The organism is Microbulbifer sp. SH-1 (assembly GCF_011326135.1).
Lineage (GTDB): Bacteria > Pseudomonadota > Gammaproteobacteria > Pseudomonadales > Cellvibrionaceae > Microbulbifer > Microbulbifer harenosus.
In genome coordinates this window covers 4,669,714-4,684,771 of record NZ_CP046948.1, presented here as the reverse complement: position 1 = coordinate 4,684,771, position 15,058 = coordinate 4,669,714, and the positions used below count along the sequence as shown (strand labels likewise).

Genomic DNA, 15,058 nt, shown 5'->3' with positions numbered 1-15,058 from the left:
GAAAATATCCCCCGTTGGCCCGGCAAGGGCTGACTCTTTGTCGCGGTTAGAAATCGGTCCGGGGATTATAGGTGTTTGGCCAATTAATTAAAGTGGTCAGGCAATAACCTCCCCTATTCCACGCTCGCCATTTCCGGCCCAGCGCCTATCTGCTACCATCGCGGCCGCAAAACCTAAGGGGTGGCGAAAGCCTGAGATGCCGCCGGGTCCAACCGATCCGGCGCCGCAAACCCTTGAACCTGATCCGGTTAATACCGGCGTAGGAATAGGTCCCCAGTGCGGCTCCCGCACTCCCCTCTCTTCACGTCGCGCACCGGGTCTCTTTCATTCTGACGACGAGAGAGAGCCATGAATTCCAGTACCCGTGTTAATTCCTCTACCAAGCCCCTCGCCTGCGCTATCGGCCTTGCGGTCGCACTTGCCAGCTCGCTGGCCGCCGCGGAGACCGGACTGGAGGAAGTGGTCGTTACCAGTCAGCTGCGCGAAACCACCCAGCTCGACACCCCCACCAGCGTGAGTGTGCTCGGCGCGGATGCCATTGAGGCCCGCGGTGCAACCAATCTCGAGCAGCTGCTGAATCTGGCACCCAACGTGAATTTCTCCAGTGGCGCCTCGCGCGGCCGCTTTGTGCAGATCCGCGGTATCGGCGAGCGCAGCCAGTTTATCGATCCGGTGAACCCCTCCGTCGGATTGCTTGTGGACGGCATCGACTTCACCGGCCTCGGACTCGCCGCCAGCACCCTGGATATGCAGCAGGTGGAAATCCTGCGCGGCCCGCAGGGCACCCTCTACGGCGCCAACGCGCTGGCGGGCCTGATCAACATGACCAGCAACGCCCCCAGCACCGAGAGTTTTGCCCGGGTTTCCGCGGAAGCCGCCCAGTACGGCTCCCGCACCCTGTCCGCCGTTACCAGCGGCCCGCTGTCGGAGCAGCTGGCCTACCGTTTCGCGGTGCAGAACCAGCAGTCCGACGGTTATGTGCACAACCGTTTCCTCAACCGCGACGACACCAACAATATTGATGAGACCGCGGCGCGCGGCAAGCTGAGCTACCAGGCGAACGACGACCTGCAGCTGGACTTCACCCTGTTCTATCTGGATGCAGACAACGGCTACGACGCCTTCACCCTCGACAACTCCCGCAACACCCTGTCTGACCAGCCCGGCTGGGACCGCCAGGAAACCCTTGCCGGCGCGGCAAGCGGCCTGTGGAGCGGCAGCGATCTGTTCACCGTCAAGTCGGTGCTGAGCGCCGCCAGCTCCGATACCGAGTACGGCTACGACGAAGACTGGGTCCACGTGGGCTTCCACCCGGACGAATACGTCTCCACCGACAACTACCTGCGCGACCGCGACAACCTGAGTGCCGATGTGCGCCTGGTCTCCACCGACGCGAGCCGCCTGTTCGGCGGCAGCACCGGCTGGGTGGCGGGGATCTACCTGCGCACCGAGGAAGAGGCACTTGAGCGCAACGCGAGCTTTTCCAGCCACTTCGATACCGACAATGCCGCGCTCTACGGCCAGCTCGATACCGCACTCACCGAGCGCCTGGCGCTGATCACCGGCCTGCGTCTGGAACAGCGTCGCGCAGATTACCGTGATTCATTGCTGGTCGCCGATCGCACCGATGAAAACCTGTGGGGCGGCAACATCACGCTTCAATTTGCGCTGGATGAAGATGCGCTGATTTACGGCACCGTATCCCGCGGCTACAAGGCCGGTGGTGTGAACGGTCGCATCATCTCTGCCTCCGCCAGCAACCCGGCGATTGGCAGCGACACCTTCCTGTTCGATACCGAACATATGCTGAATTACGAGCTGGGGATAAAAGGCGACTGGCTGGAGAACCGCCTGCAGGCACAGCTCGCCGCGTTCTATCAGGACCGCAGCGATGTGCAGGCGAAGCAGTCCATTGCCAACATCACTTCCGACGGAATCTCTTTCGACGACTACCTGGCGAACGCCGCCGGTGGCCGCACTACCGGGTTGGAAGCAGAAGTGAACTTCCAGGCCAGCGATGACCTGCGCCTGTTTGCTACCCTTGGCTGGCTGAACGCGGAATTCGAGGACTTCATCAGCAGCGTCCATGTAGACGCGCGCGACGATTACACCGGCGAAGTCACCCCCATCAGCCTGAACGGCCGCGACCTGGCCCACGCCCCCAACTACCAGTACTTCACCGGTGCCGAGTACGCGCTGACCAGCAACCTGACTGCGCGACTGGAACTGGAGGGCAAGGACGATTTCTACTTCTCCAACAGCCACAACGAGAAGTCCACCGCCTACGAGCTGGTCAATGCGCGTCTCACCTACCGCGGCGACAGCTGGGATGTGTCCCTGTGGGGCCGCAACCTGACCGACGAAGTCGTCTACACCCGCGGTTTCTACTTCAGCAACCAGTTCGGCAACAACCCGGCCAACGGCTACGCGCCGGAGGGTTACTACCAGCTGGGTGAGCCGAGAGTGGCCGGCATTTCCGGCAGTTACACCTTCTGAACAGGAATACGTCTATGAAGCTCTCCGTGGAAATCAGCATGTACCCGTTGAAGGACGAGTACATTCCGGCGATCAAGGATTTTATCGAGCGCCTGAACCAGCAGCCTCAATTGCGTGTCATCACCAATACCATGAGCACCCAGGTATTCGGCGACTACGACCAGCTGATGGATATTCTAAAAACGGAAATGCGCAGCTCCTGGGAGCGGTTCGGGCGCGCGATTTTCGTGTGCAAGTTTATCGATGGCGATCTGAGCCCAGTGGAAAATCCCTGATCCCATGTTCAGCCCTGAAATCCGCGAAGCCCTCGTATCTGCCTATTCGTCCATGGCCGCCATGTCCCTGTGGGAAGTGGCGGCGGTGGTGTTGGCGCTGGCCTACCTGCTGCTCGCCATGCGGGAAAATATCCTGTGCTGGTACGCGGCCTTCGCCAGCACCGCGATCTACCTGTTTCTGTTCTGGGACGTGAGCCTGGTGATGGAGTCTGCACTGCAGATTTTTTACCTGCTGATTGCGGTGTACGGCTGGTGGCAGTGGCGCAAAGGCAGAACGGACAGCGAGAAAATGCACATTCACCGCTGGTCAGTAACGACACACCTATACACCTTTGCCGCCGTCGGCCTGCTCACGCTGGTGTTCGGCTATGTCCTGGACAACTACACCAGCGCGGCGCTGCCCTATCTCGACTCGTTCACCACCTGGGGTGCGGTGGTGACCACCTACATGGTGACGCGCAAAGTGCTGGAAAACTGGCTCTACTGGATCGTCATCGACGGCGCCGCGATCTATCTGTACATCGACCGCGAGCTGTACCTCACCGCATTGCTGTTCGTGCTCTATGTGATCCTGGTGATCATCGGGTTTTTCCAGTGGTACGCGCTGTACCAGCAGCAAAACCTCACCGCGGATCCGCGCTCAATGGCAAATGCCCATGCGCACGCCGGCTGAGGTCATCCCATCCGACTGGGCGCACTGGAGCCACAGCGCGCCCACCGTGGTCAAACCCCTGAGCAATGGATTGACCAACCGCAGCTATCAAATCCTCGCCGATGGCACACTGCTAGTATTGCGCCGAAACTCGCCGGCCAGCAGCCAGCTGGATTTGAACCGCATGGCGGAGGCCCAGGCCCTGCGCCTGGCCGACCGCGCAGGGCTCTGCGCCCCTGTCGTTTATTGCGATCCACAACAGCGCTACCTGGTGACCCGGTTTATACAGGGTACGCCGATAGATGCGAACCAATCACCGGATCGGGAGAAACTCGCGGCTCTGGTGCGAGAAATCCACCGGCAACCGACCATCGCGGTCGCACTGGAAATCGAAGAAAAAATTTCCCGTTATCGCCGCGCCATAGCCCCACACGCGACCTTCGCAGGTGCCCTCGCCTCCCTGCACCGCAAGATCGAGCCACACATGGCGGCGGCGGCGCGCTTGTCCGACGGAATGGTGCTCTGCCACAACGATCTACAGGAAAACAACCTGATCGCCGGTCTCGACGGGCGCCTGTATGCCATCGACTGGGAGTACGCTGCCAGCGGCGATGCCTATTTCGACCTGGCTGTCATTACTGAAGAGTTTGACTGGGACACTTCTGGACGGGAAAACTTTCTCGCGAACTACCTGCAACGTGTCCCCGGCGAACGCGAACTGCAGCGGCTCCAGCACTGGCAGCACATCTATCGCTACCTCGCGCTGCTTTGGTACGCGGTGCAAAACTGCCACCGCGACCTGACCGGCGCACCGGATCGAAGCGACAGTATCCACCGCGAAGCCGAGGCACTGTTACGGCGGTTGTATTGAAAGCCCAGTCGACGGGCGCCCAGACATATTCAGCCGGCGGTTCTTGCCGCCGCGCGCCGCGCCGCCGCAGGCTGCAGCCGCCCATTGAACAGCAGGGAAGCCACGCGGAACCTCTCCACCACTGCGAAGTGAAACAGCATGCCGGTGGCACAGGCGATAATGCCCGACAAGACCATCCTCGCATCCGTGGGCAGCCCCGCGCGCTGCAGAATAAACAGCAGGAAGGCGACAAGAATGAAGTGCACAACGTATACCGTATACGCCGACTGCGCCATGATTCTTACGATATAGAAGTCCTTGTCCAGATAGCGCGCCGAGAGCGAAAACAGCGCGAAGGAGATGACCATTGCCAGAACGTACTCGTAGGTCATGGCCAGATACTTCAGCCCTCTCCCGACGTTTTCCAGATGGCCGCTGCCCAGTTCAAACCCCAGGGCAGCGCCGATACAGGCCAGCGTCAACCCGACCCACAATGCGGGGTGATTGTTGAACGCCCGATAGAGGTCTTTCCACAGGTACATAAACACCCCCAGCAGGAAATACGGAAAATGCTGGACGGTAATCAGCACAAAAAGCCCCACAAGATGTATCCAGGGAATATCCCACATGTACTTCGGGAGCAGGAACTGGTGCAGAAAAACACATCCGGCAACCACGCCCGCAAACAGCAGCAGTCTCGCCACCCCCAGAGGCATATACGCCGTTAACCCGCGTACGCAGTCTCTTGAATAGCGCAGGATATAGCCAAGCGGCAGCGTGAAGACGAGAAGGGACAGCAGGAACCAGGCGTGCTGCATCCAGAACATCTTGAAGGATTTCCCGGTGCCCGCCTCGGTGTAATAGGCAAGCATCCACTCCGTAGTGAACGGCGCCAGCAGCAGGACGCAGACCAAAGCGGGCACCGCGAGCATGGTCATGCGCCCTTTGAGGAAGGAGAGATCCCCCCGGCGCTCAAGTACCATGGCGGAAAAATAGCCAGAGATGATAAAGAAACAGGCCATCCGGAAGGCGCCGGAAATCCCTCGGACAAAATCGTATTCCCCGGTCCCGGCATCCGCGTGCGCGGAACGGTAAAAAACCCCAATAAACAGCATGACCGCCCGGAGAAAATCCAGGTGGTAAAGTCGACGTTCCATGTCTCCCCCCGTTTCTGTTCAATCGACAGAACGATTCGCGATAAAATGCGCCAATTCCGGCGCGCCGAACAGTTTATACACAACGCACGCCTGAAACAGTGGTGACCGGGCATTTTTTATACCGACGCTAAAAAATTGGCACCGATATTCACGCAACCTGGAAAGTCTGCGCTACCAGAGACTGATGGTCCCTATGCTCGTTTCTCACACCGTAACCCTCCACCTCATCAGCCTCGTGATCCTGTTCGGTATCGCCACCGGCTCTACTCTGGCGCTGCTTCTGTGCATGGCCCCCTGGGGCAACCGCCGGGCCAACCGCTGCCTGGGCATGCTGCTGACTATCTGCAACCTGGTGGCGCTGGCGTATATCGCGCACATCGAGGTGGAGAGGCTGCCGGCGGCGTTCCATGCGGTGTTTGCGTTGCAGCTGCTGTTCGGCCCGTTTCTCTATTTCTATTGCCGGTTGCTGACGGAGCCGGGGTTCCACTGGCGTGCCCGCCATCTGTGGCATCTGTTGCCGGCGCTGGCGTCGGCATTGCTGTGGCTGTGGCAATTGCCGGTGGCAGGCGGCGACCTGCTGAGCGCCCCCTGTATCGGTGATGCGACCTGCACGGCCAGTGATATGACCCGCGCGCGCTTTGTGCACCGGGCGGCGGCCATGATTTCCCCCATCGTGTATTCCCTCTGGGTGCTGCGCCTGCTGCGTCCCTACCAGCGCTGGATCAAGGAGAGCTATTCCAATATCGAGTCGGTGAACCTGCGCTGGCTGCGGGTACTGAGCTATGTGTTTCTCGCGACCACCGCGGTGGCGATTCTGGTGGAAATCGCCAACTGGCTAGCGCTTGGCCGCAATTTGACACCGGGCCTGCTGCAGGCACTGGTGCCGCTGATGTTGAGCGTGCTGTTGGGTTGGTTTGGCCTGCAACAGCGCAGTATCCGGCTGTCGGTGGCGAGCCCGGGCGACGAACCGACACCGGATGAAACCGAGAAGCAGGTGGCCGAAAATTCGCCGCCGACGAGCCGCAAGCCCGCCGTGCGCAATCTCAGCGAGAGCACCGCAGAAGCCCTGTGGCAACGACTGCAGCTCACCATGGAGCAGCAAAAGCCGTATCTTGAGCCGGGTCTGAAAATTGCCCAGCTGGCACGGCAACTGGACGTCCCCCCGCACCACCTGTCGGAAACCATCAACGGTATTGCCGGCCAATCGTTTTACGACTTTATCAATCAGTACCGGGTGGAGGAGGCCGCGCGGCTTCTTACCGCCCCCTCGAATACGCATCTGTCGGTGACGGATATCGGCCTGCAGGCCGGATTCAACTCCAACTCGACGTTTTTCTCCCAGTTCAAGAGGCGCCTTGGCGTGTCTCCCAGCCGCTACCGCAGCCGCGAAGCCTGACCGCCAAGCAATTGATTTAAAAGGGAAAATAATTCCGGATTTGCAAGTTCGGACTTTCCTCGGCAGGGTCCCGGCAACAAAGTTGTCCGAATTCGCGAGACCGGACGCCACGCCCGCACGGAACCGATATAACCCTGATGAGCCCCGGCCGATGCCAGAGTTGGGGCGCAACAAAATAAGAACCCAGTCAGGAGAACACCATGCACGCCCGCCCTTTCCCCGGCGCCAATAGGCCCAATGTACTGGCCGCCGCCGTCGCCACCGCGATCGCCGTCCAGCTGTCGCCCACCGCACTGGCCGCGGAACTCGAAGAAATCACAGTGACCGCGCAGAAGCGCACCGAGCGCATTACCGAGGTGCCCATCGCCATTACCAACGTGGGTGCGGAAGCGATCAAGCAGACCGGCGTGCGCCAGGTCAGGGAGGTCGCCCAGTTCGTGCCCAACCTGAACATCAGTTCGGGTACCGATTTCACCACCACGGTGACCATGCGCGGGGTTGGTTCCGACAGCCGCAACATCGGCTTCGACACCCGCGTCGGGGTCTACTTGGACGGCGTTTACCTGGGGCAGTCCCCGGCGATCAACCAGGATCTGGTGGATCTCGAGCGCATCGAGGTATTGCGTGGCCCCCAGGGCACCCTGTTCGGCAAGAACACCGTGGCCGGCGCTATCAACCTGATCTCCCAGAAGCCAAGCGATGAATTCTCCGGCAGCGTCGGCGTCGAGTACGGCAGCATGAATTCCCGCCAGCTGTCGGCGACCCTCAATGCACCGTTATCCAAGAGCCTGTTCAGCAAGATCTCGGTGAACCGCCAGCAGCGCGACGGCTATATAAGGAACCTGACCACCGGCAATCTGTTGAACGAGCAGGACGGCAGCGCCTACCGCGCCCAGTTGATGTACGACGCCGGCGGCGCGTTCAATGCGATCCTGGCGGTGGATGGCATGGAGAGTGATCGTCTCTCCACCACTGGCGAGGCCGTCACCAATCCATTCGGCACCGGCCCCGACACGGGGGCACCGGAAATGCACCAAGTGGCCATGAATGTGGACCCGCGCGAGGAGCGGGAAATCCGCGGCGCGGCGCTGACCATGGAGTGGAATCTGCCCAGCGATTTCACCCTGCGCTCCATCACCTCCTCCCGTGACACGGAGATGACCTACAACAACGACACCGATTACTCCCCCTACCCGCTGGTGGAAATTACCTACACCGACAGCTACGCACAGCAGACCCAGGAATTCCAGCTGGTGTCGCCCGGCGCGGACGATTTCAACTATGTCGCGGGTCTCTATCTGTACCAGCAGGAGGGTGACAGTTACCGCGAGGTGACCTCGTCGAAGTTCTTTGAGGACCTGTTGCAGGCCCAGTACGGCGCGCCCGGGCTGGTCAATCCGGACAGCCCGGTCGTCTCTGCCGGAATCGTGGATACCAGCAGTATCGCCGCCTATATCAACGGCTCCTACCAGCTGACCGACGCCTGGAAACTCGGCTTCGGCCTGCGCTATTCCGAGGAACAGAAGGAAGTGGACTGGGCCATCGACGGCAGCGGTGCCCCGCTGTTCGGTACCGCCACCGGCACGGTGCGGGACGACCGCACCGATTCGCACCTGTCGCCCACGGTCAGTATCAACTACGCCCTGAGCGAGGAGGCAAACGTCTACGGAAAATACAGCGGCGGCTTCAAGAGCGGTGGCTATAACCTCGACTTCGTCGCCGCCGGCGACCTGGTCGCGGGTACCGACTTCGACAAAGAAACGGTGGACGCGTTTGAAATAGGTCTCAAAGGCACTGCCTTCAGCCGTCAGTTCAGCTACAGCCTGGCGCTGTTCCAGTCCAACTACGATGACTACCAGGTCAACCAGTTCGTGGATCTGGGCCAGGGCGCCACGTCTATTTCCATTCGCAACGCGGCGGAAGTGGAAACCCGTGGCCTGGAAGCAGAGATCACCTGGCTCGCCAGTGACAACCTCACCATCAACGCCTCGATGGGCCTGTTGGATGCGGAATTTGCCAGCTATCCCAACGCGGATGCCAACGGCTCGGACCTCTCCGGCAACCAGCTGCCCAACGCGCCGGAAACGTCGTTCAACCTGGGTGGCCAGTACTACCTGCCCATCAACAGCATCGGCGCCGATCTGCTGCTGCGCCTCGACTATATTTTCCGCGACAGCTTCTACAATACCGCGGAGAACGAAAGCAAGCGCACTCTCGCCAATGGCGACACCGTCCAATTCGGCCAGGTGGACGCCTACCATCTGGTGAATGCGCGTATAGGTCTGGAAAGCCACGCGGACTCATGGAATGCGGCACTGTTTGTGCACAACCTCACCGATGAGGAGTACATGGTGAACACCAGTCGCGACTTCCTCGGCACCCTGCGCCATTTCTACGGCCTGGAGCGCACCGCCGGGATTGAACTGGAATACCGTTTCTGATTCGCAATCCGGGTAACATCCACTGACCATCGCGGCCCGGGAGCCATCGCCACCGGGCCGCCACTCAATCAACAAAACTACCGTCGACCATGAAAAATAACTTGATCAACCGCTGCCTGATCGGCGTTGGCATCGCGACCCTGACCCTCGCGTCGGTGATTGTGATCCGCACCCTCGGTTTCACGGCGCCACCGCTGGCCAATGTCACCCCCGAATCGCCGGATCTCGACGGCCGCGCCATCGCCGCGCACCTGTCTGAGGCAATACGGTTCCGCACAGTGTCGGCGCAGCTGAACCAGCACGAAACCCAACAGGAATTCCGCAGTTTCATCACTTGGCTGGCGGCAACCTATCCGGAAGTGCACGCGGCAATACCACCGCAAAAACTGGGCACAAAGGACGGCCAGGAATTCTCCCTGCTATTCACCTGGCCCGGCAGGAACAGCGCGCTCCCCCCCATTCTGCTCTCCGCCCACTACGACGTGGTGCCGGTCATCCCCGGTACCGAGGATGAATGGCAACATCCGCCTTACGCCGGTGCGGTGGACGACACACATATCTGGGGCCGCGGCACACTGGACGACAAGGGCGCCGCCATCGCCCTGATGGAGGCGGCCACCGGATTGCTGAAACAGGGCTATCAGCCCGAGCGCACGGTGTACATCAGCCTCACCAGCGACGAAGAAACAGGCGGTGAAAGCGGCACGGCTGCGGTGGTGAAAAAACTGAAAAGTGACGGTGTTCAGCTGGACTGGAGCCTGGATGAAGGCTCATTCCTGTTGCACGGATTCATTCCCGGAGTGGAGTCCCCGATCGCCAGCATCAATGTGGCGGAAAAGGGTTACCTCACGGTGGATCTGGTGGCATCGGGCCAGGGCGGCCATTCTTCCATGCCGCCGCCGGAAACCGCAGTGGATGTTCTCGCGCGCGCCCTGGTGCGACTGAATCAGCATCCAATGCCCGGGGGGCTGGAGGGTCTCAGCCAGAAACTGTTCGACGCCGCCGCGCGCCACATGCCCTTTGAAAAACGCCTGATGTTCGCCAACCAATGGTTGTTTGGACGCGGCATTGAAGCGGCGCTGGAAAAGCAGAACAGCACCGCAGCCATGCTGCGCACCACCACGGCACCCACTATGCTTTCCGCCAGCGTGAAGGAAAATGTGCTACCCATCGAGGCCATCGCGACGGTGAACTTCCGCCTGCACCCGCGGGACAGTATCGACGATGTACTGCAGCACCTGGAACAGGTCATTGACGACGAGCGCGTAAAAATCGAAGTCCGCCGAGGCGATGCCGCTTCCCGGGTATCCAGCGATGAAGCGCACGGATTTCATTTGGTGGCGGATACCACCCGCGCGCTGTTCGGCCCGGTGATAACCGCTCCCGGCCTGACCATTGCGGGCACCGACAGCCAGCGCTACCAGGAAATTGCCGACAACAATTACCGCTTCAACCCCATGCTGGTGACCCGCGAGGACGTGCACGGTTTCCACGGCACCAATGAGCGTATCAGTATCGACAACATGGTGAAGGCCACTGGTTTTTATCAGCGGCTGATACAGAGCGCGAACACACCGCCGCAGATATCGGACAAGTAATTCCTGCGCGCCGGCGATGACGGCCTGAACACAAAACCGGGAGTTACTTTATGCCTCGCAGAGGACCCCTCGGCAGGCGTTCAGGAATATTTCCCGATAGGCATCCGCGCTGAAAGGCAGCGGATTGCCCGGCGCGGATGGATCGGCGGCGGCCATCTGCGCAATCAGGTCCGCGTCCTCGTCGCCGATGCCGATGTCCGCCAACCCGTGTGGAATACCGAAGTCCCGTCGCAGAAACAGCACCCAGTCCAACACGCCGGAAAAACCCGCCGAGGGCAGCGACAGGTAGCGCGACAGCCGGCTCATGGGCTCTTCAATAGCGGTGCGGTTGGCGCACAATACATAGGGCATCAAAATCGCATTCAGCAGACCATGGTGCTTGTCGTAAAGGGCACCGAGGGGATGCGCCAGCGCGTGCATGGCGCCGAGCCCACGCTGGAATGCGGTGGCACCCATACTGGACGCTGCCAGCATCTGCATCCTCGCTTCCAGGTCATTGCCGTCGGCCACGGCGCGGGGCAGGTACACACTGATCAAGCGCATGGCCTCAAGTGCGATCCCCTCCGCCATGGGGTGGAAGTTCGGCGCACAGTAGGCTTCCAGATTGTGTGACAGTGCATCCATGCCCGTGGCGGCGGTAATCGGTGCCGGCAAGCCGAGAGTAAGTTCGGGATCCAGCAGTACGATGTCCGGCAGCATGCGCGGGTGGAAAATAATTTTTTTCAGCTTGGCACTTTCATCGGTGATCACCGACGAGCGCCCTACTTCCGAGCCGGTGCCGGCAGTGGTGGGCACGGCAATCACCGGCACCATGCCGTGGGTGTTCACCTTGAGGTAATTGTCCCCCACATCTTCGAAATCCCAGAGAGAATGGGTCTGCCCCACCATCAGCGCAATGGCCTTGCCCGCATCCAGCGCCGAGCCACCGCCCATGGCAATCACCCCGTCGCAACCGTGCGCCTTCAACACCGCGACACCATCGCTCACGTTCTTGCCGGTGGGGTTGCCTTTTATCTCGCTGAACACCGTCAGCGGCACACCCGCTACCAGGCATCGCTCCACCACCGCCTGTACCATCGGCAGCGCCACCAGCCCCGGGTCGGTGACCAGCATGGGCGTGGCCATGCCCATTTCCCGGCACAGCTGCGGCAGTTCGGCAATGCGCCCGGGCCCCACGCGCATGGCGGTGGGATAATTCCAGTTGGTGAAAAAAGGGCTTTTCGACATGGTGACCTTCAGGGTCTGAGTTTGAAGTGGAAGGATTTCGGGCGCGTGAGATGCTCGAAGCCGACACCGGACAAGGTGCAGCCACGCCCGGAATTTTTCACTCCGGTCCACGCGAGCGCCGGGTCGAGATAGTCACAGCGATTCAAAAACACCGTGCCGGTTTGCAACTGATCGCCCATGGCCAGTGCGGCTTGCTCGTCGGCGGAATAGATCGCTGCGGTGAGGCCGTATTCCGAGTCGTTCATCAGTGCCAGCGCTTCCGCGTCGTCCGACACCGGCATCACGCCCAGCACTGGGCCGAAGGATTCCTCACTCATCACCCGCATGGAGTGATTGACGTTAGTGAGCAGCTGGGGCGCCATGTACGCACTGCCGCGCCGGTCCAATGCGAATTCACTGCCGTCGATATGGGCCTGCGCACCCTGAGCTAGCGCTTCGTCGATCTGGTCGCGCACAAAGTCCGCGGCACTGGCCCGCACCAGCGGGCCGAGGGTCGTCTCCGTTTCGTCCGGGCGGCCGAGGCGGTATTTGTAGATCAGCGCCACCGACCTTTGTACAAATTCGCTGTACAGATCCCGATGCACGTACAGCCGCTCGATACCGCAGCAGGACTGGCCAGAGTTGAAAAAAGCTCCGTCCACCACCGACGCAACAGCGTATTCCAGATCCGCGTCGGCGCGCACATAGGCCGGATCCTTGCCGCCGAGTTCGAGCCCCACGGAGAGAAAGCGCCCGGCAGCCGCTGTTTCCACCGCCGCGCCACCGGCCACTGAACCGGTAAAGGCCACATGCTGCACACCGCCATTGATCACCATCTGCTCGGCGTCGCGATGATCCAGATGCAGGTATTGGAATACCCCCGGTGGCACTCCCGCCTCCGCGAAGGCTTCCACCAGCCGCTCGGCACACAGCGGCGCCTGCGCTGAATGTTTGAGAATGACGCTGTTGCCGGCCAGCAGTGCCGGCACCACCGCGTTGATGGCGGTGAGGTAGGGGTAATTCCACGGCGCGATGACGAAAGCCGTGCCCAGTGGTTCGCGGCGGATAAACCGCCTGAAGTCGGGTTTTTCCGGCAATTGGATATCGCTCAGTGGACCTTCAGGGGATTCCGCAAGCGCTGCCATATAGAGCGCGCGCTCGGCCAGGCCGTCTATCTCACCACCGGCGTAGGCGATGGGCCGGCCCATCTGCCAGCAGATTTCCCTGGCAAGCTCGGCTTTTTTCCGCTGCAGAATATTCACCGCCGCACGTACCAGCGCCGCACGCTCGGCCACCGGTACCTGTTTCCAGCCCAGCTGTGCGCGCTGCGCATTGTTCAGGGCGTTTTGGATTTCATAGTCCGTGGCCAGCGGGCGCTCAACATAAACGCTGTTGTCGATGGGGGAAATACATTGGAGTTTTTGCATGGAATTATTGGGTTGTTGGAAATTCGCTTTAAATGATCTCGAAGTAGCGCTGCAGCTCCCAGTCGCCGATATGTTTGCGGAATTCGCGCTCCTCCCACTCGCGGCTCGCGGCGAAGTGATCCACAAAGGCATCCCCGAACAGTTCCCGCGCGGCTTGAGACTGCTTCAGGCGTTGCGCGGCATCCCACAGGGTGCGCGGCAGTGCGAGCTCTTCCGACTGCTCTACCGCGTAGGCATTCCCCTCCACCGGTTCTCCCGGCTCCCAACCCTGCTCCACCCCGTAGAGACCGGAGCCGAGTGCCACGGCGAGTGCGAGGTAGGGATTGGCATCGGCCGCGCCCAGGCGGTATTCCTGGCGCTGGGATTTATCCCCACCGGGAATCACCCGCAGCGCAGACGTGCGGTTTTCCACCCCCCAGGTGGCGTGGGTGGGCGCCCAGAAACCGGGGATCATGCGCCGGTAACTGTTGATCGTGGGCGCGACCATGCACAGCAGTTCTGGCATCAGCCGCTGCTGGCCGGCGAGAAAATGCCGCTGGGTATCGCTCATGGAATGCGGCTGGCCCTCGGCAAAAAACGCCGACGTGTTGTCACTCTTATTGCGCAGGGAGAGATGGATGTGCCCGCTCTGGCCGGGGTAGTCGTTGGACCACTTGGCCATAAACGTCGCCATCAACCCGCGCCGCTCCGCCAGCACCTTGATAAACGTCTTGAACAGCGCCGCCTTGTCCGCCGCCGCTGCTGCGCCGTCCACGGCGATGGCCGCTTCCAGTACCCCGGGGCCGGTTTCCGTATGCAGCCCCTCGATGGGGAAGTCCATGCGCTCCGCCAGCGCGAGAATTTCGTGGTACAGATCCGCGTGCACCGAATTGCGGATCATCGAGTAACCGAACCAGCCGGGGGTAAAGGGTTTGAGGTTGCGGTAACCCTTGGCGCGGGCCGTGTCCGGGGTTTCGTCGAACACAAAAAATTCGTACTCGAGCGCCGCGTAGGGGGCAAAGCCCGCCTGCTCGCAGCGCGCGATCACCCGCCGCAACAGTGCGCGCGGACACACCGACTCCGCCGCGCCCTCGAACTCCGCCAGAAACAGCAGCATGCCGTCTTCAAACGGCACCTCGCGACAGGTGTGGGGCAGAATGCGCACCGGCGCATCCGGGTATCCCGTATGCCAGCCGGTGTAGCGGGTGTTGTCGTACTGCTGGTCCTGAACATCCCAGCCCAACACCACATCGCAGAACGCGAAGCCCTTGTCGAGGGCGGAGAAGAACTTCTCGCGGCTCATGTACTTGCCGCGCATGACCCCGTCGTTATCGAACAACCCCACCTTCACGTGGCTGAGGCCGCGGGCCTCAACAATGCGTCGCGCGTCGGCAACGGACTGCACCTGGCGCGGGCCGAGGGTAGAACCGGCCTGAGACACCGGGGAACTGGAGGCAAAAGCGGCCGGCGGCGACGACGGCAGTTCGGTGGACTCGTCCATGAGGGGCTCCATTATTGTGACCGGACCGTCGCCTGCGGGAGGCGGGCGGAATCCTGCCTTGAGCTTAGTCGACACACACA

General features: G+C 61.1%; 11 protein-coding genes and 1 riboswitch. Of the genes, 7 read left to right on the top strand and 4 right to left on the bottom strand.

Translation table 11 applies throughout. From position 1 onward, the window contains the following. The first annotated feature begins 166 nt into the window (after positions 1-166). Positions 167-283: riboswitch (TPP riboswitch) on the top strand. Between the two features lie 65 nt (positions 284-348). Genes GNX18_RS19385 through GNX18_RS19370 form a run of 4 tightly spaced genes read left to right on the top strand, consistent with a single transcriptional unit; the run spans position 349 to position 4,294 of the window. Beyond that, positions 349-2,496, top strand: coding sequence for a TonB-dependent receptor (locus GNX18_RS19385; protein WP_166220206.1), 2,148 nt, complete (start codon positions 349-351; stop codon positions 2,494-2,496). A 14-nt stretch (positions 2,497-2,510) separates the two neighbouring features. Next, the gene (locus GNX18_RS19380; protein WP_166220204.1) at positions 2,511-2,771 is read left to right on the top strand and encodes a YkoF family thiamine/hydroxymethylpyrimidine-binding protein; all 261 of its coding nucleotides are present in this window, start codon (positions 2,511-2,513) and stop codon (positions 2,769-2,771) included. 4 nt (positions 2,772-2,775) lie between these two features. After that, positions 2,776-3,444: a nicotinamide riboside transporter PnuC gene (gene pnuC, locus GNX18_RS19375; protein WP_166220202.1), complete on the top strand. Its 669-nt coding sequence runs from the start codon at positions 2,776-2,778 to the stop codon at positions 3,442-3,444. Then, a complete protein-coding gene (locus GNX18_RS19370) occupies positions 3,428-4,294 on the top strand; it encodes a choline/ethanolamine kinase family protein (protein WP_166220200.1) in 867 nt (288 codons plus the stop codon). The genes pnuC and GNX18_RS19370 overlap by 17 nt, the downstream gene beginning before the upstream one ends. A 29-nt stretch (positions 4,295-4,323) precedes the next feature. Here GNX18_RS19370 and GNX18_RS19365 read toward each other — a convergent pair whose 3' ends face one another. Further along, the gene (locus GNX18_RS19365; RefSeq protein WP_166220198.1) at positions 4,324-5,430 is read right to left on the bottom strand and encodes an acyltransferase family protein; all 1,107 of its coding nucleotides are present in this window, start codon (positions 5,428-5,430) and stop codon (positions 4,324-4,326) included. Positions 5,431-5,623: 193 nt separating this feature from the next. Between GNX18_RS19365 and GNX18_RS19360 the strand changes: the two genes are divergently transcribed. The 3 genes from GNX18_RS19360 to GNX18_RS19350 all read left to right on the top strand — a co-directional run bounded on the left by GNX18_RS19360 (position 5,624) and on the right by GNX18_RS19350 (position 10,865). Next, on the top strand, positions 5,624-6,826 hold the full coding sequence (locus GNX18_RS19360; protein ID WP_166220196.1) for a helix-turn-helix domain-containing protein: 1,203 nt from the start codon (positions 5,624-5,626) through the stop codon (positions 6,824-6,826). Between the two features lie 200 nt (positions 6,827-7,026). Then, positions 7,027-9,267, top strand: coding sequence for a TonB-dependent receptor (locus GNX18_RS19355; protein WP_166220194.1), 2,241 nt, complete (start codon positions 7,027-7,029; stop codon positions 9,265-9,267). Positions 9,268-9,356: 89 nt separating this feature from the next. Then, positions 9,357-10,865 (top strand): M20 family peptidase, encoded by a 1,509-nt coding sequence (locus GNX18_RS19350; protein ID WP_205828014.1) that lies wholly within the window; start codon positions 9,357-9,359, stop codon positions 10,863-10,865. 48 nt (positions 10,866-10,913) lie between these two features. On the opposite strand, the gene GNX18_RS19345 is transcribed toward GNX18_RS19350, so the two are convergent. The 3 genes from GNX18_RS19345 to GNX18_RS19335 are packed head-to-tail and all read right to left on the bottom strand — an operon-like array spanning position 10,914 to position 14,978. Further along, positions 10,914-12,092 (bottom strand): iron-containing alcohol dehydrogenase, encoded by a 1,179-nt coding sequence (locus GNX18_RS19345; protein WP_166220193.1) that lies wholly within the window; start codon positions 12,090-12,092, stop codon positions 10,914-10,916. 8 nt (positions 12,093-12,100) lie between these two features. Next, a complete protein-coding gene (locus tag GNX18_RS19340; RefSeq protein ID WP_166220191.1) occupies positions 12,101-13,498 on the bottom strand; it encodes an aldehyde dehydrogenase family protein in 1,398 nt (465 codons plus the stop codon). Between the two features lie 28 nt (positions 13,499-13,526). Continuing rightward, positions 13,527-14,978: a glutamine synthetase family protein gene (locus tag GNX18_RS19335; RefSeq protein ID WP_166220189.1), complete on the bottom strand. Its 1,452-nt coding sequence runs from the start codon at positions 14,976-14,978 to the stop codon at positions 13,527-13,529. Positions 14,979-15,058: the final 80 nt, after the last annotated feature.